The following is a 26,391-nucleotide window of genomic DNA, read 5'->3' on the forward strand; positions in this document are numbered from 1 at the left end:
GACACCCAGCGCCGTCCTAGAGCAGCGCGAACTGCCCCTCGGGCCCCTCCTCGTGGTGATCGAGCACCGAAGCCGGCCGCCGGGTGGTGGCCGGGATCGGTAGGACTCCCGCAGCGTGCAGCTCACCCGCGCCGACCGTCGGTGCCGACGAGTGCGCCAGCGCCGCCTGCTCGTCCCCCAACTCGGCGAGCAGCGTCAGCACGGTGATCAGCTCCAGCAGTTCCGAGGTCCACGCCTGCGGCCAGGCCGCCGGGCCGATCGCCTCCAGAGTGCCCGGCTCGGGCCGCCGCATCCGGCGCGTCAGCCACAACTCCACCACACGCACCCCGCTCACCTGGAAGTCCCACGCCTCCGGTGCCACCGGCGCGATGCGCCCATCGTCCAGATACAGGCTCTCCTCGTCGCGGTCGTAGTCCAGCCGGGCGGGATACGGCGGCAGGGCGGCGCGCACATACGGGCGTCGGCCCCCCGGCAGCTTCGGCCGCTCGGTGCCGCCCCGCACCAGCAGCCGCAGCATCCGTCGACCGAGTGCGGTGCCGAGCGCCCAGGTGTCCGGGTCGGCGGTGAGCGGAACGGCGCACCGGCCGTCCCGCCAGCCGGCCGCCGCCAACGCCCAGGCCAGCAGCGACTCGGGTTCCGGACGATGCCCCAGCCGGCCGGCAAGATGGTCCAGCAGACCCGGCGCCACATTGGGCTCCCGGCCACCCGGCCTGCGGTACAACGGGTGGATACGGCCCGGCCGTCCGGCGGGGGAGCGGCCGTCCGGCAGCAGTGCGGTGGCCAGCAGGGCAGGCCCGTCGCCGCCGGGCACATGGCCCTGCTCGACGGCGAACACCTGGCCGGCGTCCGCCACCCGCCACAGCTCGGGCCGGGCCGCGTCGATCAGCCGGTGATCCGGGATCAGCCACTGCTCGTCGAACGGACCGTGCACCACCCGGACCGGCGCGGGGCACGGGCCCGTCTCCCGCAGCAACCGCCCCGTCCCGGTCGACTGCCCGGGCAACTGGGCGACCGCGGAATGCACCGAACGCGACCGGCTCGGTTCGAACAGCGCCGCGCGATCCGCCTCAGGTGCGCCGGTGAACGCCGTCCAGCGGGCCTTCAGCCACGCCGGGTCCGCAGCCAGCGGCCAGGCGCGCCCCAACCGCAGTGGTGCGACGGACCACGGCAGGAGATCCGCGAGCAGCGGTGCGTCGTCGTGCATCACGCCCGGCATGGTACGCGGGCCCCCTGACAGACCATTCCGTTCACCCTTTCGGCTTACGCGGCATTCGACCCCGAGGGACGAGAACACCCCGGGCCCCGCCCTCAGTCCGCGTCCAACGTGACCGTGAACGAGAACCGGTCACCCCGATAGTGGATCACCGCCACATCGAGTACCTCCCCCTGCTCGTCATAGGTGATGCCCGTGTAGTGCAGGATCGGGCTGAGCAGCGGCACGTTCAGCAGGCCGGCGGTCTCCGGATCGGCCAGCCGGGCCTGGACGGTGTCGGTGATCCGGCTGATGGCGACCCCCACCCCGTCGCGCAGCACCTTCGTCATCGGACGACGCTCCAGGTCCGCGGGGTCGATACGGCGGGCCACGTCGGGGCGGACGTAGTTACGGGCGTGGTTGGTGGGCTCACCGGTCGACTCGTCGCTGCGCAGCCGGTGGTACGTCGCCACCTCGGCCAGACCCGGGAAGTGCCCGGCGAACACGGCGGGCACCGGCCCCGGGCCGTGCGCCAGCAGCCGGGCCGTCATGCCGGACTGCTGCGCCACGATCGCGTCGACCGAACCCAGCAGCCGCACCGGGGAACCCGGCTGGGCGGCCGGCTCTATGAAGGTGCCGCGCCGCCGGTGCCGGCTGATCAGGCCCTCGTCCTCCAGCTCCTTGAGGGCCTGGCGCATGGTCAGCACGCTGACGCCGTAGTGGGTCGCGAGCCGCTCCTCGGTGGGCAGCCGGAGCGGTGCATCGGGGTCGCGGCCCAGTATCGAGGCCCGCAGCGACTGCGAGACCTGGTACCACAGCGGCAGCTTGCGGTTCAGGACGACCGAGTCCGGGGCGAAGACGGTCACGGCAGCTCCGATTCGTTCCTGTGGCGGCCGGCCGCCCGGCACCCACCGGCACACGCGGCCGACCGGGTGTTCGGGTCATCTCATCCGGTGCCGAAGAGGCGCTCAAGACCCTGCCACACGTCGTCATAGCCGCGCTGAAGGTGGTCCGCACCGGCCGCCTGGGCGGTGAGGGTCATGGGCCAACGGGTCTCGAACATGAAGGCCAGATCCTGCTCGATCTTCTGCGGCCGCAGCTCGGCGGAGCTGGCCCGCCGGAAGGACTCCTGGTCGGGGCCGTGCGCCGACATCATGTTGTGCAGCGAGCCGCCGCCCGGGACGAAGCCGCCACCCGTCTTCGCGTCGTAGGCCCCCTCGATCAGGCCCATGTACTCGGTCATCACGTTCCGGTGGAAGTACGGCGGCCGGAAGGTGTCCTCGCCCACCAGCCAGCGCGGCGCGAACACCACGAAGTCGACGCCCGCCAGGCCCGGGGTGTCCGAGGGCGAGGTGAGCACCGTGAAGATCGACGGATCCGGGTGGTCGAAGCTGATCGTGCCCATGACGTTGAAGGTGTGCAGGTCGTACACGTACGGCAGGTGGTTGCCGTGCCAGGCGACGACATCCAGGGGCGAATGGTCGTAGTCGGCCTGCCACAGCGTGCCGCAGAACTTGTTGATCACCCGCACCGGTCGCTCGACGTCCTCGAACGCGGCCACCGGCGCCCTGAAGTCACGCGCGTTCGCCAGGCCGTTGGCGCCGATGGGGCCGAGTTCGGGCAGCTCGAAGGGGCGGCCGTAGTTCTCGCAGACATAGCCGCGCGCCGCACCGGAGGTCTCCGCGGCCGAGTCCGGAGCGAGCAACTCGACCCGGAACCGCACCCCGCGCGGAACCAGCGCCACCTCGCCCGGGCGGGCGCACAGCAGGCCGAACTCGGTGTGCAGCAGCAGCGCGCCGCGCTCGGGCACGATCAGCAGCTCCCCGTCGGCGTTGCCGAACACCCGGTCCGTCATGGAGGCGTTGGCGTGGTAGAGGTGCACGGCCATGCCGGTGCGCTGCGTGACGTCGCCGTTGCCGCCGAGGGTCCACAGGCCGGCGACGAAGTCCGTGCCGGGCGCGGGCTCGGGCAGCGGGTCCCAGCGCAGCCGGTTCGGATCCGGCGCCGTCTCGGTGAACGGTGCCGTGCGGATCGTGCCGCTGTCGATGCGGGTGAAGGCCGGATGGGCGGCCGACGGGCGGATCCGGTAGAGCCACGAACGGCGGTTGCGAGCCCGCGGCTCGGTGAACGCGGTACCACTCAGCTGCTCCGCGTACAGGCCCAGCGGGGCTCGCTGGGGTGAGTTGCGGCCGAGCGGCAGGGCACCCGGGACCGCTTCGGAGCTGTGCTCATTGCCGAACCCGGCCAGATAGGTCAGGCCTTCGGCCCGCTTACGTGCGTCGTCCCCGTGCATGAAAGGGCCCCTTTTTTTTGTGGCTCGGTTCGCCTCCGGGCGCTTCAGCCGGTGTCGAGACCCCCACCGTGCTCAGCCCTCCCTCGTCGGGCCTGCGCGCGCTGGGGATCTCGACACCGGCGCGCCCTTCGGCTCACTCGCCGGGTGGGCACCGGGCTTGTGGGTCGGCCGTGCGTCCGGCGGAGTCTTGCGTGTGGTCGGAGGATGCTGAATGTTCGGCAATCCTATGCTCCACCATAGGATTGTAGAATCTCCCGCGCAAGACGGGGCTTCAAGGGCTACGCTCGGCGAACATGTGGTCGGACAGGTCGTCGCATGGGCACCGGATCGCGCCCGTCGTACGCGTTCTCCTGATCGGTGCGCTGGCGGGCACCCTGGGCTGCTCGGGTGCCGCCGGTGCCAGCGGTACGCCGGGCTCCGGCGGCGCCTCGGGCTCCGCCGCGGCGGGTCGTCTCATCGACGCCCGTGACGCCGAAGGGCACCAGTACCGCGAAGTGCCCGAGCAGCGCGCGCCCGAGGCCGACCTGGTGGTGAGCCCGGCGGCCCGGAGCGGCTGGGACCTGCACCTGACCTTGCACCACTTCCGCCTGACACCCGCCCGGGACGGCGCCCGTACCGCGGTCGTCGGGCGCGGCAGGGCCGAACTCTCGCTGGACGGGCGACCCCTGGCCGTCCTGCACGACTCCCACTACCACCTGCCCGAGCAGCTGCTCAGCCGCGGCACGCACCAACTCACCGCCCGCCTCTACGCCGACGACGGCACCGTCTGGGCGCTGCACGGCGAGCCGATCGAAAGCACCGCGGACCTCACCGCATCGGAGCCCGGCGTCGAGGGCCCCGGTCGTCCGTCCGGCAATCCGTCCGGCCAGCCTGCGCGCAAGCCGTCCGACCAGGCATCCGCCCCGCCCTCGGCCCCGAGCCACGACCACCCGGCCGGCGAGCCCTCCGGGCCGGCGGTCGGAAGCGCGTCTTGATGACCGAGCGGCCGGGGCACTCCGGGCGGCCCGGAGCGTTCGGGTACTCCGGGCCCCTCCGCCAAGGGGTGCTTCCGGCGTCCGAGGAGCACGACACGCTGCGTCGTGCGCCCCGGCAGCGCCGCAGCGCCGAGCGGCTCGGCCGCATCCTCGACGTCTGCGCCGCGCTCCTCGACGAGGTGGGCTACGAGAGGCTGACCACCCGCGCCGTCGCCGCGCGCGCCGGGGTCGCCATCGGCTCCGTCTACCGCTTCGTCGGCAACAAACGCCAGCTGGTCGACGCGCTCGCCGCCCGCAACCTGGACCGCTACGCCGACCGTGTCACCCACCGCCTCGCCCGTGTCGCACCGGAGGACTGGCAGCGTGCGCTCGATGCGGCGCTGGACGAGTACCTGGCCATGAAGCGCACCGCGCCCGGCTTCGCCCTGGTCGACTTCGGCAACCAGATCCCGGTCGGCGCCGATGCCGGCCCCAACCTGCGGGTGGCCGGCCGGCTCGCCGAACTGCTCGGCGGGCACCTCGGCCGTGCACCGGACGCCGCACTGCGCCGTACCGTCCTGGTCGCGGTGGAGTCCGCCGACGCGCTGATCCGCCTCGCCTTCCGGATGGACCCCGCCGGAGACCCGCAGATCATCGAGGAAGCACGCAGGCTGCTGCGGGCCTACGCCGGTGAGGTGCTGGCGCATGCGACGGCGCAGAGCGGGTCCGGGGGGCTGCCCCCAGACCTTACTGGTGGGTAAGCTCGGGGGCCGGTACGGCCACGCCGTTTGGCCGGACGACGCCGAGCCGCCACGGAGGGAAACACCGCATGACAGCCCATGACGTCGGATCCGCGCAGACCGCCGGCGACGGGGCCCCGCACGCCGAGGGCGCCCCACGCGACGGCATGTACATCGACGGCGCCTGGCGCCCCGCTGCCGGCGCGGAGACGATCGCGGTCCTGGATCCGGGCACCGAGCAGGAGATCGGCCGGGTCCCCGCGGGCACCGCCGACGACATCGACGCCGCGGTGCGTGCCGCGCGCGCCGCGCTGCCCGGCTGGGCCGCCACCGCACCGGCCGAGCGCGGCGCCCGGCTCGCCGCCCTGCGCGACGTGCTCGTCGCACGCAAGGGCGAGATCGCTGCGACCGTCACCGCCGAACTCGGCGCACCACCGGCCTTCGCGCAGAAGGTGCACGCGGCCCTGCCGATCACCGTCGCCGGCAGCTATGCGGAGCTGGCGGCCACCCACGCCTTCGAGGAGCAGCTCGGCAACTCGAGGGTCCACCACGAGCCGGTCGGCGTCGTCGGGGCGATCACGCCCTGGAACTACCCGCTGCACCAGATCGTCGCCAAGGTCGCACCCGCGCTCGCCGCGGGCTGCACCGTCGTACTCAAACCGGCCGAGAACACCCCGCTGGTCGCGCGGCTGTTCGCCGCAGCGGTGCACGAAGCAGGGCTGCCCGCGGGAGTGTTCAACCTGGTCACCGGCCTCGGTACGGTCGCAGGGCAGGCGCTCGTCGAGCACCCGGGCGTCGACATGGTCTCCTTCACCGGCTCCACCGCGGTCGGCCGCGCCATCGGCGCCGCGGCCGGGGCCGCCGTCAAGCGGGTGGCGCTGGAGCTGGGCGGCAAGTCCGCCAACGTCATCCTGCCCGGCGCCGACCTGGCCCGTGCGGTCAACGTGGGCGTGGCGAACGTGATGTCCAACTCCGGCCAGACCTGCAACGCCTGGACCCGCATGCTGGTGCACACCGCGCAGTACGACGAGGCGGTCGAACTCGCCCGAGCCGCCGCCGACAAGTACGCGGACCGCATCGGGCCCGTCGTCAGCGCCGAACAGCGCGCGAGGGTGTGGAGCTATATCGACAAAGGCATTGCCGAGGGCGCCCGGCTCGTCACGGGCGGCACCGAAGCGTCCCGCACCCCCGGCTACTACGTGCGTCCCACCGTCTTCGCCGACGTCACCGAGGAGATGACCATCGCCCAGGAGGAGATCTTCGGGCCGGTCCTCGTCCTGATGCGGTACACCGACGAGGCCGACGCCCTGCGCATCGCCAACTCCACCGCCTACGGCCTCTCGGGCGCGGTCTGGGCGGCCGACGAGGCGGCGGCGGTGGCGTTCGCCCGCGGGATGGAGACCGGCCAGGTCGACATCAACGGCGGCCGTTTCAACCCGCTCGCCCCCTTCGGCGGGTATAAGCAGTCCGGCGTGGGCCGAGAGCTGGGCCCGCACGGTCTGAGCGAATACCTTCAGACCAAGTCCCTGCAACTCTGAGCCAGCGCCACACCCCGGGCGCGGAGCCGGCGCCCCACGCCGGACCCGCCAGCCCCCCGAGCCCGCCAGTCCCCGACCCCACAAGCCCCGCCGCTCCCGGCCCGACCCGGCGCCCCGACCCGCGCCCGTCCCCGGCCCATCGACCCTTCCGGCCCTCCGGCTTCGCCGTCGTCCCTCCAGGAGTACGAGATCGTGGTCCGCGCCGCCGTTCTGCCAGCCGTCGGCTCTCCGCTGGAGATCGCCGAGATCGACCTGCCCGAGCCCGGGCCCGGCGAGGTGCGCGTCCGCCTCGCCGCTGCCGGGGTGTGCCACTCCGACCTGTCCCTGTCCAACGGCACCCTGCGGGTGCCGGTGCCCGCCGTGCTCGGCCACGAGGGTGCCGGCACCGTCGTCTCGGTCGGCGAGGGCGTCGACCACGTCCGGCCGGGCGACGGCGTCGTCCTCAACTGGGCGCCGTCCTGCGGGACCTGCCACGCCTGCCAGCTCGGTGAGGTCTGGCTCTGCGCCAACGCCCTCGCCGGCGCCCAGCGGGTGTACGCCCACCGGGCCGATGGCGGCGAGCTGCACCCGGGCCTGAACGTGGCCGCTTTCGCCGAGGAGACCGTGGTCACCGCCGGCTGCGTGCTGCCCGCACCGCATGGCGTACCGCTCACCGACGCGGCCCTGCTCGGCTGTGCCGTGCTCACCGGCTACGGTGCCGTGCACTACGCGGCGCAGGTGCGGGTCGGCGAGTCCGTGGCGGTCTTCGGCGCCGGAGGGGTGGGGCTCGCCACCCTCCAGGCGGCCCGGATCGCGGGTGCCGAGCGGATCATCGCGGTGGACGCCTCGCCGGCCAAGGAGGAGCTGGCCCGCGCGGCCGGTGCGACCGACTTCGTGCCGGCCTCCGACCAGACCGCCAAGGACGTCCGCCGGCTGACCGACGGGCACGGTGTCGACGTCGCCGTGGAGTGCGTGGGCCGCGCCGCCACCATCCGGGCCGCCTGGGAGTCCACCCGGCGCGGCGGGCGGACCACGGTGGTGGGCATCGGAGGCAAGGACGAGCAGGTCACCTTCAACGCCCTGGAGATCTTCCACTGGGGCCGCACCCTGACCGGCTGCGTCTACGGCAACGCGGACCCGTCCCGTGACGTGCCCGTGCTCGCCAGCCACATAAGCGCCGGCCGGCTGGACCCGGCGACGCTGGTGACGGACCGCATCGGCCTGGAGGACATCCCCGCCGCGTTCGACAACATGCTGGCGGGCAAGGGCGGGCGCGCGCTGGTGGTGTTCTGAGGGCGGCGGACGCGGGGCCGGATACCCGTTCCGGCCTCAGCCGTGGCCCGCCCTCTGCTCCGCCGCCAGCTCCCGGTACTGCACCTCGAGGCCGTCGAGCAGGGCGCTCAGCCCCGTCTCGAAGGCGCGCTGGTCGATCTTCTGCTGCCGTTCGGCCAGCAGGTGGGCCTGGCCGAGGTGCGGGTAGTCGGCGGGATCGTAGGCCGCCGCGTCGTCGACGAAGCCACCGGCGAACGAGCCGATGGCGGCGCCCATCACGTAGTACCGCATCAGCGCGCCGATCGACGTGGCCTGCGCGGGCGGCCAGCCGGCGTCCACCATGGCGCCGAAGACCGCGTCGGCGAGCCGGAGCGCGGCCGGGCGGCGGCCGGGCCCGGCGGCCAGCAGCGGCACGATGTGCGGGTGCCTGGACAGCACGGCGCGGTAGGAGACGGCCCAGTCGTGCAGCGCGTCGCGCCAGGGCCGGCCGTCCTCGAACATCGACAGGTCGACCTGGGCGCTCACCGAGTCGGCGACCGCCTCCAGGATCTCGTCCTTGGTGCGGAAGTGGTTGTACAGCGAGGGTCCGCTGACCCCGAGCTCGGCGGCCAGGCGGCGCGTGGAGACCGCCGCGAGACCCTCGGTGTCCACCAGGGCACGGGCCGTGGCGACGATGCGTCCGGTGCTCAGCAGGGGCTTGCGGGGGCGGGCCATGCGGGACATGGTAGGTCGGGCGCCGCCCCGGCAGCACGGCTGATCACGGCCGCGGTCCTCGGGCCGTCGAGCACCGCCGGTCCCAGATGAGTACGCCCTGAGTATCCGTACGGATGGTGTGCGTGCGGGGGGCGGTCGACCCTTGCGGTATGAGTGACACACCGGTCAAGCAGCAGAACACCGTGGCCTTCTACGGGCAGTCCGTCGCATCTTTCGCCGTCGCCCTGGCGGCCACCTCGATCGGCATCTACAACCTCAGAACCGACGCATGGGTGCGTGCCTTCCTCAGTATCGCCATGCTCTACCTCGTCACGTCCGCCTTCACCCTGGCCAAGGTCATCCGGGACCGGCAGGAGGCCGGGCAGCTGGTCAGCCGGGTCGACCAGGCCCGGCTGGAGAAGCTGCTCGCCGAGCACGACCCGTTCGAGAAGCTCTGACCCGACCTGACGCCGTCGCGACGCCTTCGGCGCCGCCCGGGCCCGTACGCGCAGCACGATCCGAAGGAACGACCCTAAGCGCTCGCTCAGTGTTCGGGTATCGTGTGCGTCTTGCCGGAGCCTGTCAGGGAAGGGGCTGGGATGAGTGCGGTGGAGCAGACGGCCGACGAGGAAAGCAGGCCGTGGGGCGAGGTCAGCCCCGATGCCGCACGACGGCTGCTGATCGCCGCCGTCGAGGCGTTCGCCGAGCGTGGCTACCACGCCACGACCACCCGAGACATCGCCGGCCGTGCCGGCATGAGCCCGGCGGCGCTCTACATCCACTACAAGACCAAGGAAGAGCTGCTGCACCGCATCAGCCGGATCGGCCACGAACGGGCGCTGGAGATCCTCCAGGCCGCCGCCGACGGGGAGGGCGGCGCGGCCGAGCGGCTCGCCGTCGCGGTGCGCTCGTTCGTCCGCTGGCACGCCGCGCAGCACACCACGGCCCGTGTCGTGCAGTACGAACTCGACGCGCTCGGCGGTGCGGCGTACGAGGAGATCGTGGCGTTGCGGCGCCGGACCGACGCGGTCATCCGGGGGATCATCGAGGACGGGGTGCGCAGCGGGGAGTTCGACGTTCCGGACGTCCCCGGCACCACCCTCGCCGTGCTCTCCCTGAGCGTCGACGTCGCACGGTGGTTCAAGGAGTCGGGCCGGCGCACACCCGACGAGGTCGGCGCGCTCTACGCCGACCTCGTGCTGCGGATGGTGGGACACGACGGGGCGGACGCCGTCGCCTGAGGCGGGCCCGCCGTGCCCTTCGGGCCTGGCGCCGCCCGGTTCCGGGCGGCCGGCCCGCGGTCGTCAGAAGTGGTAGCGCGTGACCGACTCCGCCACGCAGACCGGCTTCTCCTGCCCCTCGCGCAGCACCGACACCACCAGGGTCACCTGAATGCCGTCGCCGGGCCCGCCGACGTCCTTGACCTCCGTGACGACGCCGGTGGCGCGCACCCGTGAGCCCACCGGCAGCGGGGCGGGGAAGCGCACCTTGTTGGTGCCGTAGTTGATGCCCATCGTGATGTTGTCCATCAGCATGAGCTGCGGCGACAGGATCGGCAGCAGGGACAGCGTCAGATAGCCGTGCGCGATGGTGGTGCCGAACGGGCCGGCGGCGGCCTTCTCCGGGTCGACGTGGATCCACTGGTGGTCCCCGGTCGCCTCGGCGAAGAGGTCGATCCGCTTCTGGTCGATCTCCAGCCAGTCGCTGTATCCCAGCTGCTCGCCGATGGCGGCGCGCAGCTCGTCGGGCGAAGTGAAGATCCTCGGCTCTGCCATGTTCCCGGCCTCCCGGCGACGTACGTCCGATCAGCGCTCGGGCGGTAAAGCTGCCTAAGCGCTTGCTCAGCATGCTGGGACGCGCGGACTATGTCAACGCGGGTCGCGGGCGGCCACGGCGGCGCGGACCGCCGGCAGGGCAGCCTCCGACGGCGCGTCGTCGGGAGACGGCCGGCGCGAGCCGCCGTCGCGGGCAGGAGCGGCACCGCCGCCCGGTGCGTGCCGGGCGGAACTCGCAGGCTGCCGTCGCCTGCCGCCACGCCCGCCGCGGCGTTCGGAGCCGAACTCCGTGCGCCGTACGCGGACGGCCGCACGTCGCACAGGACGACGCCGGGCGCCGTACCTGCGGATGCCGCGTTCCCGCACGCCACGGTGCCGGCCGCTCGTGCCCGTTTCTGCGCCGGTCCCTCGGCCGGCCCCGTGTCGGTCTCGCGACCGACCAGGTGCCGGTTCTCACCTCCGGCCGGTGTCGGGTGACCGGCCGGATGGGTGTGTCGTGGGTGGTGTGGTGCCGGTCAGGCCGACACCAGCAGGCGGGCCCGCCGTGCCTCGGCCAGTGCCGATCGGGTCAGGACCGGTCGGGGGACCACGATGCCGCAGCTGGTGCAGACCGGTCCCGAGGACGGCTCGTGGGCCAGTCCGAACTTCCAGACCAGCTGGGTGCCGTCGCACACCGGGCAGCAGTCGCCCGGTTCGCGTTCCAGGCCGGCTATCAGGCGGCGGAGCACCTCCGCCAGCGGCTCGTGCGGGTGTACGCCGGGATTGTCGCACCAGGCCACTCCGCAGCCGCCCCAGGTCAGCCGGTGCCAGTCATCGATGCTGCCCGGGCTGCGCAGCCCGTCGTGCTTCTCGCGCTTGCGGCGCTCGGCGAACTGTGCCTCATAGGCCAGCCACACCGCCCGCGCCTCTTCCAGTTCGTCGAGCGCGGCCACCAACCGGGCCGGGTCGGGGGACCGGTCCTCCGGATCGATGCCGACCCGGGAGCAGAGATGGTCCCAGGTCGCCCGGTGGCCATAAGGGGCGAATCTTTCCAGGCACTTCCGTAGGGAATACCTACGTAGCGCCATATCACTCAGGGGATCGCGCACCTGTCTCGCGAGGCTCCGAAAACCGGCCATCGCCCTGCACCTCCGTCACAGCTGTGCTTGCGTCGTCATACAGACGGCGTCGCAGCCGACGTCGTCGTCGAACGTCGACGAATAGACGTATCGCGACGCGTATCGGCTCCCTCCGGTTTCCCGCAGGTTCGCAAGGCACACGTGCGGTCTGTCACCTGCGTTGTCGCGGCCTCGACAAAAACGTGACGTATGTTCATCTTCACCGCCTCACCTACCACCGGTAACCTCCGGCTCACCATCTCCCCACCGCCTTGAGGGCGTGGGTGGCACCCCCAGGAGGAGCCGCAATGCGTCGTCGCCGCACCGCACGTGTCGTCATCGGCGCTCTCTTTGCAGGGACGCGTCGACGGCGACCGGACCGACCCCACGGGCATCGGACCCGCGGGCGCCGATCGCACGGGCTGGTCACCGCTGCCGTCCTTGTGCTCACTGTGGGCCTTGTGGCACCGCTGGGCCAGGCAGCCGCGGCCAATCCGGCCGGGTCCGCCGCCCAGGCCGGCACGGCGGCGGAGGGTGACTACTGCGCAGGTCAGTGCGCGGACATCCTGCCGCCGGGCAACAACGGCAGCGCCACGTTCGCCGAGATCCTGGCCAACCAGGCGCTGGGGACCCAGCCGGCCCACGCCGACGATCAGCTCGGCCGCTACGACGCCCTGTCCTCCGGTTACCCCTCGCTCACGAATGACACACTCACGCACTTTTACAATGATTCATCCTTCGGAGTCCCCTCCGATCAGGTCGCCTCGGTCACCCGGCCGCGCGACGACGTCACGATCACCCGCGACAAGCAGTTCGGCGTGCCGCACGTCCAGGGCACCACGCGGTACGGCACCGAGTTCGGTGCGGGGTACGCGGCGGGGCAGGACCGGCTCTGGCTGATCGACCTCTTCCGGCACGTCGGGCGCGGTGAGCTGACGTCCTTCGCGGGCGGTGCGGCCGCCAACCAGGGCCTCGAGCAGCAGTTCTGGCCGCAGGCCCCGTACACCGAAGAGGACCTGCAAGCCCAGATCGACTACATCAAGAACCACAACGGCACCCGTGGCGAGCAGGCCCTGGAGGACGTCCAGGCCTACGTCGACGGTCTGAACGCCTACCGCGTCAAGGCCAAGAACGACCGCACCTTCCCCGGCGAGTACGACCTCACCGGCAAGATCGATCCGATCACCAACATCGGCGAGATCGAACCCTTCAAGGTGACCGACCTGATCGCGCTCGCCTCCGTGGTCGGCGCGCTCTTCGGCAACGGCGGTGGCGGCGAGGTCGACGCGGCGCTCTCCCTGCTCGCCGCCCAGCAGAAGTACGGCGTCGAGGAGGGCACCCGCGTCTGGGAGTCCTTCCGGGAGCGCAACGACCCCGAAGCGGTGCTGACCATCCACGACGGCAGTTCCTTCCCGTACGCCGGCAAGCCGGCCGACGCACGGGGCACGGCGCTGCCCGATCCCGGTTCGGTGGAGCCCGAGCAACTGGTCTACGACCGCACCGGCTCCGCACAGCAGGGCGCCCGGAGCACCAAGGACCCGGTCGCGGCACCCGCGAAGTTCAAGCCGGTGCAGGGCCTGTTCGACGACGGTGTGCTGCCCTCCGACCTGTTCACCACGGGGGGCGACGGCAGCGCGGTGAAGGGCATGTCGAACGCGCTGCTCGTGTCCGGCAAGCACACCGCCAGCGGGCACCCGGTCGCCGTCTTCGGACCGCAGACCGGCTACTTCGCCCCGCAGCTGCTGATGATGCAGGAGCTCCAGGGCCCGGGGATCAGCGCGCGCGGCGCGTCCTTCGCCGGGGTCAGCATGTACGTCCAGCTCGGCCGTGGCCAGGACTACGCGTGGTCGGCGACCAGTGCGTCCCAGGACATCGTGGACACCTACGCGGTCGAGCTGTGCGAGCCGGACGGGTCCGCGCCCACCAAGCAGTCCACGAGCTACCTCTACCGCGGCGCCTGCACGCCGATGGAGAAGCTCGAGAGGACCAACTCCTGGAAGCCCACCCTCGCGGACTCCACCGCGGCCGGCTCCTACCGGATGCAGGTCTACCGCACGAACTACGGCATCGTGACGCACCGCGCCACCGTCGACGGCAAACCGGTGGCCTACGTCCTGGAGCGCTCCACCTACCGCCACGAGGCCGACTCGATCCTCGGCTTCCAGATGCTCAACGACCCGTCGTACGTCACCAACGCCACGACCTTCCAGCAGGCCGCGGCGCACATCAACTACACCTTCAACTGGTTCTACGCGGACTCGCGCGACATCGCCTACTTCAACAGCGGCGCCAACCCGGTGCGGGCCACCGGCGTCGACCCCACCTTCCCGGTGCGGGCGGAGCAGGCCTACGAGTGGCAGGACTTCGACCCCACCGACAACACCGCCGCCTACACCCCGGACGACCAGCACCCGAACTCGGTCGACCAGGACTACTACGTCTCCTGGAACAACAAGCAGGCGAAGGACTACTCCGCCGCCTCCTTCAGCTGGGGCGCCGTGCAGCGCGCCGACCTGCTCGACGCACGGGTGAGGAAGCTGGTCGCCCAGGGCGGGGTCACCCGGGCCTCGCTGACCCGGGCGATGGCCGACGCCGCGGAGACCGATCTGCGTGGCGAGCGGGTGCTGCCCGAGCTGATCAAGGTGCTGCGCGGCAAGCCCATCGACGACCCGGCGAGCGAGCAGGCCGTCCAGCAGCTGGAGTCCTGGCAGGCCGCGGGCGCCCAGCGCAAGGAGACCTCGGCCGGCTCGCACACCTACGCGCACGCCGACGCCGTACGGATCATGGACGCCTGGTGGCCCCAGCTGGTGGAGGCCGAGTTCCGGCCCGGGCTCGGGGACGACCTGTGGACCGCGCTGACCCGCAACCTCACGGTCGACGAGGCCCCGTCGGCGGGCCACGGCGCCACCGGCGGGCACGCGGGCTCCTCGTTCCAGTACGGCTGGTGGGGATATGTCGACAAGGATCTCCGTGCGGTGCAGGGTGAGCCCGTCGAGGGACCCCTCGGGCACACCTACTGCGGCGACGGCACGCTCGACGCCTGCCGCAGCGTCCTTTTGAGCACCCTCGCCAAGGCCGCCGCCGAGCCGGCGACGACCGTTTACCCCGGCGACGACAACTGCGACGCCGGTGACCAGTGGTGCGCCGACGCGATCATCCAGCGTCCGCTGGGCGGCATCAAGCACGACCCCATCCAGTGGCAGAACCGGCCCACGTACCAGCAGGTCGTGGAGTTCCCGAGCCACCGGTAGCAGCACGGGCGGGCCGGGGCCGTGCTGCCCCGGCCCGCCACCGGTCACCCGTGCTCAGCGGTACAGCAGGTACTGCCGGCGCACCGCCCGGAAGGCGGCCAGCTCGTCCTGCCAGGCCGCCACGATGTCGTCGGTTCCGGCGCCCGCGTCGACCATCGTGCGCACCAGCGTGGAGCCGGTCAGCTTCTCGATGTGGTCGTTGTCCAGCCAGGCGAAGCCGTCCCACACCTGCTTCGCCGTGACCAGCAGGGCGATCCCGGTGCGCACCGCGTCGTAGGCGGCCCGGTCCCGCACGTGGATCTGCACCCCGCCGGCCGTCTTGCCCTGCCACTTGCTGAACGTCGGCGCGAAGTAGGCCTCGCGGAACTCCACCCCGGGCAGGCCGACCCCGTTCGCCGCCTCGGCCCAGCGGCCGTCGATGCCCTCGGCGCCCAGCAACTCGAACGGACGGGTCGTGCCGCGGCCCTCGGACAGCACGGTGCCCTCGAACATGCAGGTGCCCGGGTAGACCAGGGCCGAGTCGGTGGTCGGCATGTTCGGACTGGGCAGCACCCACGGCAGACCGGAGTCCTCGTAGAAGTCGGTGCGCCGCCAGCCCGTCATCAGCACCGTCTCCAGCGGCACGGGCTTGGCCAGGAACTCGCCGTTGTACAGCCTGGCCAGCTCCGCCACCGTCAGGCCGTGCTGCTGCGAGATCGGCTTGCGGCCCACGAACGAGGAGTACTCCTCGTGCAGGATGGGCCCGTACGCCTCGCGCCCGGTGATCGGGTTCGGCCGGTCCAGCACGACGAACCGCTTGCCCGCGAGCGCCGCCGCCTCCATGCAGTCGTACAGGGTCCAGATGTACGTGTAGAAGCGGGCGCCGGCGTCCTGGATGTCGAAGACGACCGTGTCCACGCCCGAGGTGGTGAAGACGTCGGCCAGCTTCTGCCCGCTGACCTGGTAGGTGTCGTACACCGGCAGTCCGGTGGCCGGGTCGTCGTAGCGGCCCTCCGAGCCGCCCGCCTGTGCGGTGCCGCGGAAGCCGTGCTCGGGGCCGAAGACCGCGACCAGGTTCACCCGCTCGTCCGCGTGCATCACGTCGACGATGTGCCGGATTCCCCCAGTCTCGACTCCGCTCGACCGGGAGGTACCCCCACGCGTGGTCACCCCCGTGGGGTTGGTGACGATGCCGACCTTCTCCCCGTCCAGCAGCGCGTAACCGTCCGCGGCAAGCCGCTCGAATCCGGTGCGCAACTGGTGACCGCGTGCGGTGTCGGATGCCGCAGCGGCGGGCGTGGCGGCGACCGCTCCCGCCGTCACACCGGCCACGGTGGCCGCGAGCAGGCTGCGTCTGTGCAGGTTCATGGGGTGACCTTTCGACCGGGACCGTCCGGTGGTCGTGATCGCACGACCACCGGGGACGCACGCTAGCGCGCGGTTTCCGGCCCGGGGAAGGATGGTGCAGCGAGGGAACGCCGTCACCTCGCACTCCGGGAAAGTCCCCTTCCCGCACTCTGACCAACCGCTTAGTCTGTAGAGATCGAGTCTGTAGAGATCGCATCTGTAGAGAACGCAGTCGAGCCGAAACGCAGTCGAGCCGAAGGAGAGCGATGGTGGACAGCCCGGAAGGCGGCCTGAGCGGCAGCCGCGTGGTGGTCACGGGCGCGGGCGGCGGCATCGGTGCCGCGCTGGCGCGCGCCTTCGCCGCACGGGGGGCCCGCGTCGTCGTCAACGACCTGGACACCGCCAAGGCGGAGGCGGTGGCCGCCGAGATCGGCGGCACCGCGGTCCCCGGCGACGCGTCGACCACCGTCACCGAGGCCCGGGACGCCCTCGGCGGCACGGTGGACGTCTACTGCGCCAACGCGGGCCTCGGCAGCCCCGGCACCGAGGCCGCCGACGAAGAGGTGTGGGCCAGCGCCTGGGACGTCAACGTGATGGCGCATGTGCGTGCGGCCCGCGCCCTGCTGCCCGACTGGCTGGACCGCGGCAGCGGCCGGTTCGTCTCCACGGTGTCCGCGGCCGGCCTGCTCACCATGGTCGGCGCCGCCCCCTACAGCGTCACCAAGCACGGCGCGTACGCCTTCGCGGAGTGGCTCTCGCTGACCTACCGGCACCGCGGCATCAAGGTCCACGCGATCTGCCCGCAGGGGGTGCGCACCGACATGCTCACCTCCGCCGGATCCGCCGGTGATCTCGTGCTGGCCCCGACCGCGATCGATCCCGAGGACGTGGCCGACGCGCTGCTCGCCGGCATCGCCGAGGACCGGTTCCTGATCCTGCCGCACCCCGAGGTCGCCGCGTACTACCAGGCCCGGGCGGCCGAACCCGGGCGGTGGATCGCCGGCATGAACAAGCTCCAGCAGAAGTGGGAGGCGTTCCCCGCATGACAGCAAGCCCGTCGTCCGCCGCGTCCGGCTCCCCGCCGGCCCAGGAGCCCGACGCCACGGCCGCTCCGCCGCCGCCCCCGTCCCCGCCGGCGTCCTCGTACGCCGACCGTCCCTGGCTCGCCCGGCTCAGCGACGCCCAGAAGGCCCCCATCACCCCGCCCGAGTCGCTCGTGCAGGCCTTCGCCGCCGCGGTACGCGCGGCACCGGAGCGCACCGCGCTCGCCTACTTCGACGGGCGGCTGAGCTACCGCGCGACCGACGCCCTCAGCGACTCGGTCGCCGGGTACCTCGCGGACCGTGGGATCGCCGCCGGTGACCGGCTCGCCCTCATGCTCCAGAACACCCCGCACTTCGTGGTAGCCCTGCTGGGCGCGTGGAAGGCCGGCGCGGTCGTCGTCCCGATCAACCCCATGTACAAGTCGGCCGAGGTGCGCCATGTGCTCCAGGACGCCGAGGTGGCCGCCCTGGTCTGCGCCGACCGCGCCTGGGAGGGGTATCTGCGCGAGACGGCCGCCGGCAGCGGCGTCCGTGTCGTGCTCACCGCCTGCGAGAAGGACCTCCAGAGCCGCGACGACGCCCGGGTGCTGGCGTTCGAGCGCACCCGGCCTGCCGAGGACGCCGACGACCTCGTCGCCGTCGCCCGCCGAGGCCTTCCGGCGCCGGGCGGCCGGCTCCCCGCGGGCCGGGACACCGCCCTGATCAGCTACACCTCGGGCACCAGCGGCACCCCGAAGGGCGCCACGAACCTGCACCGCAACATCATGTACAACGCCGAACGGCAGCGCACCGGGCACGACCTCCCGCCGGGCTCCGTGTACCACGCGCTCGCGCCGCTGTTCCACATCACCGGCATGGTCGCCCAGCTCGCCGCCTGCGTCACGGCCGCCGGCACGCTGGCGCTCACCTACCGCTTCGAACCCGGTGTGGTGCTGGACGCCTTCGCCGAGCACCGGCCCGCGTACACCGTGGGGCCGGCGACCGCGTTCATGGCGCTCGCCGCCCATCCCGCCGCCACCCGCGACCACTTCGCCTCGTTCCGCGTGATCTCCTCTGGCGGCGCCCCGCTGCCGCCCGCCCTGGTGGAGGACTTCCGTGCCCGCTTCGGGCCCTACCTCCACAACGGCTACGGCCTCACCGAGTGCACCGCGGCCTGCGCCTCGGTGCCGCCGGACAGCCGCGCCCCGGTCGACCCGGCCTCCGGCACCCTCGCGGTGGGCGTGCCGGGGGCCGACGGGATGATACGCATCGTCGACGACACCGGGCACGAGGTGCCGTTCGGCGAGCACGGCGAGATCCTGGTACGCGGCCCCCAGGTGGTGCCCGGGTACTGGCGCCGCCCCGAGGCCACCGCCGAGACGTTCCTCGACGGCGAACTGCACACCGGTGACATCGGCTTCATGGACGCCGACGGCTGGCTCTACGTGGTGGACCGCAAGAAGGACATGATCAACGCGTCCGGGTTCAAGGTCTGGCCGCGCGAGGTGGAGGACGTCCTCTACGGCCATCCGGCGGTGCGCGAGGCGGCCGTCGTGGGCGTCCCGGACGGCTATCGCGGCGAGACCGTCAAGGCGTACGTGAGCCTGCGCCCGTCGGCCACCGTGGACGCCGGCGAGCTGGTCGCGCACTGCCGTGAGCGGCTGGCCGCGTACAAGTACCCGCGGCAGGTGGAGATCCTGCCCGAGCTGCCGAAGACCGCGAGTGGGAAGATCCTCCGGCGGGACCTGCGCTGAAGCGCAGCCGACCGAACGCCGCCCGGCACACCCCGGGCGCCGCGCGGCCGGGCCGACACGACGAGACGGGAAGGCAGGTGGCGACAAGTGCCCAGGACGACGGACAGAACCGCAGAAGGCGATCCGGCCGGCGCGCCCGTCCCGCGGCGTCTGCTGGCGGCTGCCACCCGGCTGTTCGCCGACCGCGGCTACGACCGCACCTCCGTACAGGAGATCGTCGAGGCGGCCGGGGTGACCAAAGGCGCGCTGTACCACTACTTCGGATCCAAGGAGGACCTGCTCCAGGAGATCTACGCCCGGGTGCTCCGCCTCCAGCAGGAGCGCCTCGACGCGTTCGCGCACGCCGACGCCCCCGTCGAGCAGCGGCTGCGGGACGCCGCGGCGGACGTGGTCGTGACCACCATCGAGAACCTCGACGACGCGGCGATCTTCTTCCGCTCCATGCAGCACCTCAGCCCCGGGAAGAACAAGCAGGTACGGGCGGAGCGGCGGCGCTACCACGAGCGGTTCCGCGCGCTCATCGAGGAGGGGCAGCAGTCAGGGGTGTTCTCCACGGCCACCCCGGCGGACCTGGTGGTGGACTACCACTTCGGGTCCGTGCACCACCTGTCCACCTGGTACCGGCCCGCGGGGCCGCTCAGCCCGCAGCAGGTCGCCGATCACCTGGCGGACCTGCTGCTGCGCGCGTTGCGCCCCTGACGGGCCGGCGAGCCGATCGGAACGCGTCCCGACGCGGCACGGTCACGACCGCGGCATGCTCACGACGGTCCGCCGGTCTCCCGCTCCAGCTCCTCGCGGGTGTGGGAGCCGTAGACCCCGGACGGGTCGCCCTGGATGGAGCGCCACTGCTGGAAGGTGGCGACGGCGTCGCGCACCCCGTCGTCGTAGACGCCGTCCGCGTCGTCGTCGTACAGGCCGCCGACCTGCTTGAGGCGGCGTTGCAGGTCGGCCACCTCGGGCCCGGTGCTGCCCTTCTTCAGCACCGGTGGTGCGTCGTCGTCCGAGGAATCCGCGTCGCCGCCGGAGGACGCGGACGACGTCGGACCTGCGGAGCCGTCCGCCGATGCGCCGTGGGACGAGGTGGCGGTCGGGTGGCCGGTGGCCGAAGCGGAACTGCCCGCGCTGGGCGGCGCCGAGGTGCCGTGGGCGGCGGACTCGCTCTGCGAGGGGAAGACGGACGGGTGTGCGCCGTCATCGGTCGGCATGATCAACGTCGGGGCGGCCGCGTGCCGGTCGGGGCCCGCGTCGCTGAAGCTGTTCTCCGCGATCAGCCAGGTGCCGACCAGCGCTGCGGACACCGCCAGCACGGCCACCGAGACGCCCGCCACGGTGCCTGCCCGCCGCCTGCGACGCCCCTCGCCCGCCGGGGTGCGGCCGGCTCGGCCCGCGGTGCCCGGTTGCCCCACCGCGATGGTGGGCTCGCTCCCATCGTGGTCGCCGGAGCCCGCCGGGCCCTTCGACTGCCCCTCGGCGGGCGCGGCTTCGGGCATGCCGGTCACGGACGACGTGTCCTGGTCGTCGGATCCGGGCGCGTGCTCCCCGAGCGCGGCGGTCCCGGCGCCCGGCTCCTCCTGGTCGGCGAACTCCCGCACCTTGATGTGCGGACGGATGAGCAGGGGCGAGAAGTCCGGTGCGGTGGCCCGCTCCTTCGCCGTGCAGCCGCAGCCCGGCCGCCCGTCGTCCTGGTGAGCGGTCTTGCAGGTGGGGCAGCGCCGCACGGTCACAGCCGAGTCGCCTCCTTCAGTGGCCAGCTGATTATGCATACCGGGTGAACCGCATGCACAGGCGTGCGTCGGCCGTTCAGGAGGCACGGTGGCCGCCCCGGTGCGCAGGAAGCAGCCCGGGCACTCTACGCCATGCGGACCACCGTCATCGCCCGCCGCTCGCCGGACGACCCGCACCCCACCGGTACCTCGCCGGCCGGCCCGCCGCTCACTGGTACCTCTTCAACTCGCGCCGCGCCAAGGACCGCTGGTGCACCTCGTCGGGCCCGTCCGCAAGGCGCAACGTGCGCGCCCCGGCCCACAGCTCGGCCAGCGGGAAGTCCTGGCTCACCCCGCCGGCGCCGTGCAGCTGCACCGCCTTGTCGAGGATGTCCACCACGGTGCGCGGCGTGGCGATCTTGATGGCCTGGATCTCGGTGTGGGCGCCCTTGTTGCCGACGGTGTCCATCAGCCAGGCGGTCTTCAGGACCAACAGCCGCAGCTGCTCCACGGCCACCCGGGCGTCCGCGATCCACTCCCGGACCACGCCCTGGTCGGCGAGTGGCCGGCCGAACGCGGTGCGCGCCACGGCCCGCCGGCACATCAGCTCGATGGCGCGCTCGGCCATGCCGATCAGCCGCATGCAGTGGTGGATGCGCCCCGGGCCGAGCCGGGCCTGCGCGATGGCGAAGCCGCTGCCCTCTTCGCCGATCAGATGGCCGGCGGGCACCCGGGCCCGGTCGAAGACGACCTCGGCATGCCCACCGTGGTAATGGTCCTCGTACCCGTACACCTGCATCGCGCGCCGCACTTCCACGCCGGGCGTGTCCCGGGGCACCAGGATCATGGACTGCCGGCGGCGGATGTCCGGGTGGTCCGGCTCGGTCTTGCCCATCACGATGAAGATCCGGCAGTCCGGGTGCATCGCGCCGGAGATGTACCACTTGCGACCGGTGACGGCGTAAGAGTCGCCGTCCCGTTCGATCCGGGTGGTGATGTTGGTGGCATCCGAAGAGGCCACCTCCGGTTCGGTCATCGCGAAGGCCGAACGGATCTCCCCGGCGAGCAGCGGCTCCAGCCACCGCTTCTTCTGCCCGTCGTCACCGAACTGCGCCAGCACCTCCATGTTGCCGGTGTCCGGCGCCGCGCAGTTGAGGGCGGTGGGGGCGAGCTGGGGGGAGCGGCCGGTGAGTTCGGCGAGCGGAGCGTACTGGAGGTTGGTGAGCCCGGCGCCGTACTCCGCGTCGGGCAGGAAGAGGTTCCACAGGCCCTGCCGACGGGCCTCGGCCTTCAGCTCCTCCACGACCGGAGGGGTCGCCCACGGCGAGTCCTGCTGGGCACGCTGCTCCCGCGCCACCGGCTCGGCCGGGTACACATGCTCGTCCAGGAAGGCCAGCAGCCGCTGCCGCAGCTCAGCGGTGCGGGCATCGAACGCGAAGTCCATGAGGGATCAGCCTTCCTTGGGTGCGCTGAGGGTGGCCAGGCCGTGCTCGATGAACACCGGCACGAGCTCGCCGATGCGGGAGAAGCCGTCGCCGACGGTCTGGCCGAGCGTGTACCGGTAGTGGATGCCCTCCAGGATCACGGCGAGCTTGAACCACGCGAACGCCGTGTACCAGGAGACCCCCGAGACATCGCGGCCCGAGCGTGCCGCGTACCGCTCGACGATCTCCGCGGGCTTCGGGTGGCCGGGCGCCGTACTGGTGGTGCTGATGGGGGAGTCCGGCAGGTCGAGGGGCTCGCTGTACATCGTCAGCAGACCGAGGTCGGTGAGCGGATCGCCGAGCGTGGACATCTCCCAGTCGAGCACGGCGGTGTTTTTTTGTGGCTCGGTTCGCCTCCGGGGCGCAGCTGTACTCGATATGCGCCTACCGGCGCGTGGTGGTGTCGAGAGTTCGATCGTGCTCAGACCTTCGGGCCCGCGCGCGTTCGAGCTCTCGACACCAGCGCGCCCCTTTGGCTCACTCGCCGCCACGTCGACGAGGACGTTGTCCAGGCGATAGTCGCCGTGGACGATGGCGGGCGGGGGAGAGGTCGGTAGGGCACGGGCCAGGCCTGCCTGGAGTTCCGCCATGCCGGGCAGGGCGCGGCTGTGGGAGGCGTCGAGTTGCTTGCCCCAGCGGCGTAGCTGACGGTCGAGGAATCCTTCCGGGCGCCCGAAGTCGCCGAGGTCGACCGCCTGCGGGTCCACCGCGTGCAGGTCGACGAGGGTGTCGACCAGGCCCAGCACGACGGCTCTGGTCCGCTCAGGACCCAGCGGCCGAAGCTGCTCCGCCGTGCGGTACGGGGTACCGGTGACGAACTCCATGACGTAGAACGGGGCCCCGATCACCTCGTCGTCCTCGCAGAGCAGCACCGTGCCCGGCACCGGTACCGGGGTGTCGTGCAGGGCGGTGATCACCCGGTGCTCGCGTGCCATGTCGTGCGCGGTGGCCAGCACATGGCCGAGCGGGGGGCGTCGCACGATCCAGCGGCCGTGGCCGTCGGTGACCTCGTAGGTGAGGTTCGACCGCCCGCCCTCGATCCGCCGCCCGCTCAGCGGCCCCGCCAGCAGGCCGGGGCGCGTGCGCTCCAGGTACCGGCCGAGCCGGTCGAGATCGAGACCCGGTGGGTGCGGTTCTCCCATGCTTCGCTCCTCGTACTCGCCGTGTGGCTGCCGGGCCCGCGATCGCGCGGTACCCGGTCCTGTCTCGGCACCCTGTCCCTGCCCGCGGCACCTGTCCACGCTTCGGCGTTCCTCGCCGCGCCGTAGCCATCATGCCGACCGGTCGGTATGTCGTCCAGTGCCGTTCACCGCCGTTCAGTACCGTTCACCGCCGTTCCGTGCACACCACACTCGGGCAGCACGGTTCCGCGCGTGCCCTCACGCGATGATCACGGCTGCCGCACACAGCGCGAGGGCCACCGTGCACAGCACGGCCGTCGCCGCGACCCGCGGAGCGAGCTGGCGTGGCACGGACGTGGCCAGGGCACGCACCCGTAGATGGGTGGCGGCGACGAAGGCGAGCCACAAGAGCAGGCACAGAGCGCAGGTCAGGAGGGCGCCCAGCGTCGAATCGGCGCGCAGCGCCGCCTTGACGCCGAGCACCGTGACGCCCGTGGCGGTCAGCGTGGTGCGGCGCCAGGCGAGCCGGGTCCGCTCCGGTTGCAGGCCCCGCTCACCGCCGCCCCCGCTGCCGCCCTGCCCGTCGTGGCCCTGGCCGTCGTCGCCCCCGCCGCCGCCGTCGTGCCGCTCGCCACTGCCCGGGCCCGGCCGGCCCCGGGCCGCCCGTACGGCCGGCGTCATCCCGCCCAACCCGCGAGGACGATCACCATCATGGCGAGCGCCACCACCGCGATGACCACGCTCAGCAACGCGGGGAAGTGGGACGCCGGCAGGTCCTCGCCGCGCCGTATCGCGCTCTCGCACCGCACCCAGTGGTTGACGGCACGCAGGGCGCAGAGCACACCCGCGGCCAGTAAGGCGAGTGCAAGGCCGATCCGCCAGACGGAGCGCAGGTGCGGCAGGAACTGGTCCACCGCGAACCCGCCGCCGATCAGCGCGAGCGCGGTGCGCAGCCAGGCCAGGAAGGTGCGCTCGTTCGCGAGTGAGAACCGGTAGTCGGGGGTCTCGCCCTGGGCGGCGACGCGCTCGGGGGCGAACCAGAGACGGACGGATTGTCGAATATCGATCATCCGTTTCAGCCTATATCCGCCCGTCCGACCGCAGCTTCCGGAGTCGTCGGTACGCGGCGAGGCCGTCCGGCACCCAGGGCAGGCCGTCGAGCCGCCGCTCCACCTCCTCCGGCGGCCAGAAGGCGTGCCAGGCCACCTCCTCGGCCTGCGGATGCACCGGCATCGTGCACTGCACCTCGTAGACGGACGACCACCAGACGCCGCCGCCCGACGGGGCACCGTCACCGCTCGTCGCGTCGCCGCCGGCCGGGGCCTGCCCGTACAGGAACTTGAACAGCGGGACCGGCCGGGGCAGACCGGTGACGCCCAGCTCCTCCTCGGCCTCGCGCAGCGCCGCGTCGTCGTAGGACTCGCCGGCGCCCACGACACCCCCGACGAACAGGTCGTACATCGAGGGAAAGACCAGCTTGGTCGGCGTCCTGCGGTGCACGAAGATGCGGCCTTCGGCGTCCCGGGCCTGGACGAACACACACCGGTGCGGCAGCCGACGGGCGTAGGCCTCGCCACGCCGGGCCTGGCCGATCACCCGATCCTGCTCGTCGACGATGTCGAGCAGCTCATCGGCGGGGTCCACGGGACCGTCGGGACCAACGGGGCCGACGGAGCCCTCGGAGACCGGGCCACCGGGGTGTGAGGCATGGGGATGCGCAGACTCTGCGGGATTCACGGCACTCATACGCCCCATCCCATCAGGAGCCCGGGCCCATGGCGACCGGCTGGCGGGGGCCGCGGTGGGGTGGGGGAACGTCGAGGAGGGCGGCCCCATGAGGAGCCCCCTTGGAGCCCCCTGAGGGCGGTGGCGTACGACGGGCTCGTCGTGGCTTGTCGCGCAGTTCCCCGCGCCCCTTTCAGGGCGTCCTTCGGACGCGCCCTCCCGCGCGCCGAGGCCGGATCGCCGAAGGTGCCCCCGCCACCCCAGGGGCGCGGGGAACCGCGCGACCAGCCACGACGAGCCCGTCATGTCGTCACGGACCCAAAGGGGCTGTCTCTGCCGCGTCCGGAGCGCCGCAGGCGATCCGCCGGGCAGCGCCCCCGCGCCGGGCAGCGCCCCCGCGCCGGGCAGCGCCCCCCCGCGACGATTCGCACCCCCGCGCCAGACCGAGCGCCCAGCCACCCCGTCAGCGCGACTGTAGGTCAGGAACCTGTTCCACAGGGGCGCAGCCCCGAGGCATCGCCGGGTGCAAGCCGAGTAGGACGATCCCGCCGACGATCGCGGCAAGACCGGACGCCTCCCACGCCAGCGCTCCGGTGTCGGTGCGCAGCACATCGCCGAGGAAGCCCACCCCGCACGCGATGCCCGCCAGCGGCTGGGCGGCCGTGAGCGCGGGCAGCGACATCCGTAGCGGTGCCGTCTCGAAGGCGCTCTGTACGAGGATCAGCGAGACGATCCCGAGGGCGATCATGGCGTAGGGCTGCCAGCTGCCGAAGACCGCGGACCAGCCCCCTTCCTCCAGCCGTTCGCCGCACACCCGCGTCAGTGCGTCCTGCACGCCGTACAGCAGGCCACCGGCGATCGCGAGCAGCACCGGGCCCACCGCCAGCGGTCGGCGCTTCGCCACGGCTGCGAGCACCAGCGCGCCGCCCACCATCAGGCCGATGATCAACCAGTGCCGCAGGGGGTCGGTCACCGCCGTGCCGCCGCGCGGCTGGCCGGCCATGATGAAGGCCGCGACGCCGCCGGCGAGCAGCAGGAGTCCCGCCCAGCCCTGGTGACCCACCGCCTGCTTCGTCTGGTGTCTGGACAGGGCCAGGGCGAACAGCAGATTGGTCGCGAGCAGCGGCTCGACCAGCGAGATCTCGCCGCCGCCCAGGGCCATCGCACCCAGTGCCATGCCGCAGACCATCAGGCCGATGCCGCCCAGCCAGCGGGGCATGTGCATCAGGTCGAGCAGCAGCCGCCAGGAGAGGAAGTCGCGCAGCGGTGCGCGCTGGGCCGCGTTCTGCTGGAGGACGAATCCGATCCCCGTGCAGCAGGCGGCGCAGACAGCCAGGAAGAGGACGAGAGCGGGCACGCGACGCACCTCACGACGACAGGGTCCGAAGACCCGGGCGGGGGATGTGTACCTGAGCCGACCATAGCGTGGCGGGGATCGGACCGCGCTCCTGTGTGACAGGACCGGCACATTGA

24 protein-coding genes are annotated in these 26,391 nt (G+C 72.4%); 10 read left to right on the plus strand and 14 right to left on the minus strand.

Annotated elements, in window-relative coordinates:
- Positions 1 to 16: 16 nt before the first annotated feature.
- The 3 genes from NQO67_RS26245 to hmgA form a co-directional block, all read right to left on the minus strand.
- Positions 17 to 1,216 (minus strand): type ISP restriction/modification enzyme, encoded by a 1,200-nt coding sequence (locus NQO67_RS26245; RefSeq protein ID WP_255952741.1) that lies wholly within the window; start codon positions 1,214 to 1,216, stop codon positions 17 to 19.
- Positions 1,217 to 1,308: 92 nt separating this feature from the next.
- Complete coding sequence (locus NQO67_RS26250; protein ID WP_255952742.1) at positions 1,309 to 2,058, minus strand: GntR family transcriptional regulator; 750 nt, start codon at positions 2,056 to 2,058, stop codon at positions 1,309 to 1,311.
- An 80-nt stretch (positions 2,059 to 2,138) separates the two neighbouring features.
- The gene (gene hmgA / locus NQO67_RS26255) at positions 2,139 to 3,485 is read right to left on the minus strand and encodes a homogentisate 1,2-dioxygenase (protein ID WP_255952743.1); all 1,347 of its coding nucleotides are present in this window, start codon (positions 3,483 to 3,485) and stop codon (positions 2,139 to 2,141) included.
- 293 nt (positions 3,486 to 3,778) lie between these two features.
- Here hmgA and NQO67_RS26260 point away from each other — a divergent pair, with 293 nt between their 5' ends.
- From NQO67_RS26260 to NQO67_RS26275, 4 genes are all read left to right on the plus strand, one after another.
- Positions 3,779 to 4,459, plus strand: a complete 681-nt coding sequence (locus NQO67_RS26260; protein ID WP_255952744.1) for a nuclear transport factor 2 family protein — start codon at positions 3,779 to 3,781, stop codon at positions 4,457 to 4,459.
- Positions 4,459 to 5,199 (plus strand): TetR/AcrR family transcriptional regulator, encoded by a 741-nt coding sequence (locus NQO67_RS26265; RefSeq protein WP_255952745.1) that lies wholly within the window; start codon positions 4,459 to 4,461, stop codon positions 5,197 to 5,199. Before NQO67_RS26260 ends, NQO67_RS26265 begins: the two co-directional genes overlap by 1 nt.
- A 146-nt stretch (positions 5,200 to 5,345) precedes the next feature.
- Entirely contained in the window at positions 5,346 to 6,716 is a 1,371-nt protein-coding gene (locus NQO67_RS26270; protein ID WP_255952931.1) for an aldehyde dehydrogenase family protein, read from the plus strand.
- 192 nt (positions 6,717 to 6,908) lie between these two features.
- Entirely contained in the window at positions 6,909 to 7,988 is a 1,080-nt protein-coding gene (locus tag NQO67_RS26275) for a Zn-dependent alcohol dehydrogenase (protein ID WP_255952746.1), read from the plus strand.
- Positions 7,989 to 8,024: 36 nt separating this feature from the next.
- Here NQO67_RS26275 and NQO67_RS26280 read toward each other — a convergent pair whose 3' ends face one another.
- Complete coding sequence (locus NQO67_RS26280; protein ID WP_255952747.1) at positions 8,025 to 8,681, minus strand: TetR/AcrR family transcriptional regulator; 657 nt, start codon at positions 8,679 to 8,681, stop codon at positions 8,025 to 8,027.
- A gap of 149 nt (positions 8,682 to 8,830) precedes the next feature.
- Between NQO67_RS26280 and NQO67_RS26285 the strand changes: the two genes are divergently transcribed.
- Positions 8,831 to 9,118 (plus strand): YiaA/YiaB family inner membrane protein, encoded by a 288-nt coding sequence (locus NQO67_RS26285; RefSeq protein WP_255952748.1) that lies wholly within the window; start codon positions 8,831 to 8,833, stop codon positions 9,116 to 9,118.
- 141 nt (positions 9,119 to 9,259) lie between these two features.
- Positions 9,260 to 9,901: a TetR/AcrR family transcriptional regulator gene (locus NQO67_RS26290; RefSeq protein WP_255952749.1), complete on the plus strand. Its 642-nt coding sequence runs from the start codon at positions 9,260 to 9,262 to the stop codon at positions 9,899 to 9,901.
- Between the two features lie 63 nt (positions 9,902 to 9,964).
- Here the strand turns inward: NQO67_RS26290 and NQO67_RS26295 are convergent, their stop codons facing one another.
- Together NQO67_RS26295 and NQO67_RS26300 are read right to left on the minus strand one after the other, a co-directional pair.
- Positions 9,965 to 10,435, minus strand: a complete 471-nt coding sequence (locus NQO67_RS26295; protein WP_255952750.1) for a MaoC family dehydratase — start codon at positions 10,433 to 10,435, stop codon at positions 9,965 to 9,967.
- Positions 10,436 to 10,950: 515 nt separating this feature from the next.
- The gene (locus NQO67_RS26300; protein WP_255952751.1) at positions 10,951 to 11,553 is read right to left on the minus strand and encodes a hypothetical protein; all 603 of its coding nucleotides are present in this window, start codon (positions 11,551 to 11,553) and stop codon (positions 10,951 to 10,953) included.
- Positions 11,554 to 11,840: 287 nt separating this feature from the next.
- Between NQO67_RS26300 and NQO67_RS26305 the strand changes: the two genes are divergently transcribed.
- Entirely contained in the window at positions 11,841 to 14,783 is a 2,943-nt protein-coding gene (locus NQO67_RS26305) for a penicillin acylase family protein (RefSeq protein WP_374119113.1), read from the plus strand.
- Positions 14,784 to 14,837: 54 nt separating this feature from the next.
- On the opposite strand, the gene NQO67_RS26310 is transcribed toward NQO67_RS26305, so the two are convergent.
- Positions 14,838 to 16,130, minus strand: coding sequence for an exo-beta-N-acetylmuramidase NamZ family protein (locus NQO67_RS26310; protein ID WP_255952753.1), 1,293 nt, complete (start codon positions 16,128 to 16,130; stop codon positions 14,838 to 14,840).
- 245 nt (positions 16,131 to 16,375) lie between these two features.
- Between NQO67_RS26310 and NQO67_RS26315 the strand changes: the two genes are divergently transcribed.
- From NQO67_RS26315 to NQO67_RS26325, 3 genes are all read left to right on the plus strand, one after another.
- Positions 16,376 to 17,155 carry an SDR family oxidoreductase gene (locus NQO67_RS26315; RefSeq protein ID WP_255952754.1) on the plus strand — a complete coding sequence of 260 codons (780 nt, stop codon included), beginning with the start codon at positions 16,376 to 16,378 and terminating at the stop codon, positions 17,153 to 17,155.
- Positions 17,152 to 18,885 carry an AMP-binding protein gene (locus tag NQO67_RS26320; RefSeq protein ID WP_255952755.1) on the plus strand — a complete coding sequence of 578 codons (1,734 nt, stop codon included), beginning with the start codon at positions 17,152 to 17,154 and terminating at the stop codon, positions 18,883 to 18,885. Before NQO67_RS26315 ends, NQO67_RS26320 begins: the two co-directional genes overlap by 4 nt.
- A gap of 87 nt (positions 18,886 to 18,972) precedes the next feature.
- Positions 18,973 to 19,584 (plus strand): TetR/AcrR family transcriptional regulator, encoded by a 612-nt coding sequence (locus tag NQO67_RS26325; RefSeq protein ID WP_255952756.1) that lies wholly within the window; start codon positions 18,973 to 18,975, stop codon positions 19,582 to 19,584.
- Between the two features lie 59 nt (positions 19,585 to 19,643).
- Here the strand turns inward: NQO67_RS26325 and NQO67_RS44345 are convergent, their stop codons facing one another.
- From NQO67_RS44345 to NQO67_RS26360, 7 genes are all read right to left on the minus strand, one after another.
- Positions 19,644 to 20,609, minus strand: a complete 966-nt coding sequence (locus tag NQO67_RS44345) for a peptidoglycan-binding domain-containing protein (RefSeq protein WP_255952757.1) — start codon at positions 20,607 to 20,609, stop codon at positions 19,644 to 19,646.
- A gap of 208 nt (positions 20,610 to 20,817) precedes the next feature.
- Positions 20,818 to 22,032, minus strand: coding sequence for an acyl-CoA dehydrogenase family protein (locus tag NQO67_RS26335; protein WP_255952758.1), 1,215 nt, complete (start codon positions 22,030 to 22,032; stop codon positions 20,818 to 20,820).
- A 6-nt stretch (positions 22,033 to 22,038) separates the two neighbouring features.
- Positions 22,039 to 23,214 (minus strand): phosphotransferase family protein, encoded by a 1,176-nt coding sequence (locus NQO67_RS26340; RefSeq protein ID WP_255952759.1) that lies wholly within the window; start codon positions 23,212 to 23,214, stop codon positions 22,039 to 22,041.
- Positions 23,215 to 23,451: 237 nt separating this feature from the next.
- Positions 23,452 to 23,874: a DUF202 domain-containing protein gene (locus NQO67_RS44350; protein ID WP_308295699.1), complete on the minus strand. Its 423-nt coding sequence runs from the start codon at positions 23,872 to 23,874 to the stop codon at positions 23,452 to 23,454.
- The gene (locus tag NQO67_RS26350; RefSeq protein WP_255952760.1) at positions 23,871 to 24,263 is read right to left on the minus strand and encodes a YidH family protein; all 393 of its coding nucleotides are present in this window, start codon (positions 24,261 to 24,263) and stop codon (positions 23,871 to 23,873) included. Before NQO67_RS26350 ends, NQO67_RS44350 begins: the two co-directional genes overlap by 4 nt.
- A gap of 10 nt (positions 24,264 to 24,273) precedes the next feature.
- Positions 24,274 to 24,837 carry an NUDIX hydrolase gene (locus NQO67_RS26355; protein ID WP_255952761.1) on the minus strand — a complete coding sequence of 188 codons (564 nt, stop codon included), beginning with the start codon at positions 24,835 to 24,837 and terminating at the stop codon, positions 24,274 to 24,276.
- Positions 24,838 to 25,381: 544 nt separating this feature from the next.
- Positions 25,382 to 26,275 carry a DMT family transporter gene (locus NQO67_RS26360; protein ID WP_255952762.1) on the minus strand — a complete coding sequence of 298 codons (894 nt, stop codon included), beginning with the start codon at positions 26,273 to 26,275 and terminating at the stop codon, positions 25,382 to 25,384.
- Positions 26,276 to 26,391 lie beyond the last annotated feature (116 nt).

It is taken from the genome of Streptomyces odontomachi (assembly GCF_024435355.1).
Classification (GTDB): Bacteria; Actinomycetota; Actinomycetes; order Streptomycetales; family Streptomycetaceae; genus Streptomyces; species Streptomyces odontomachi.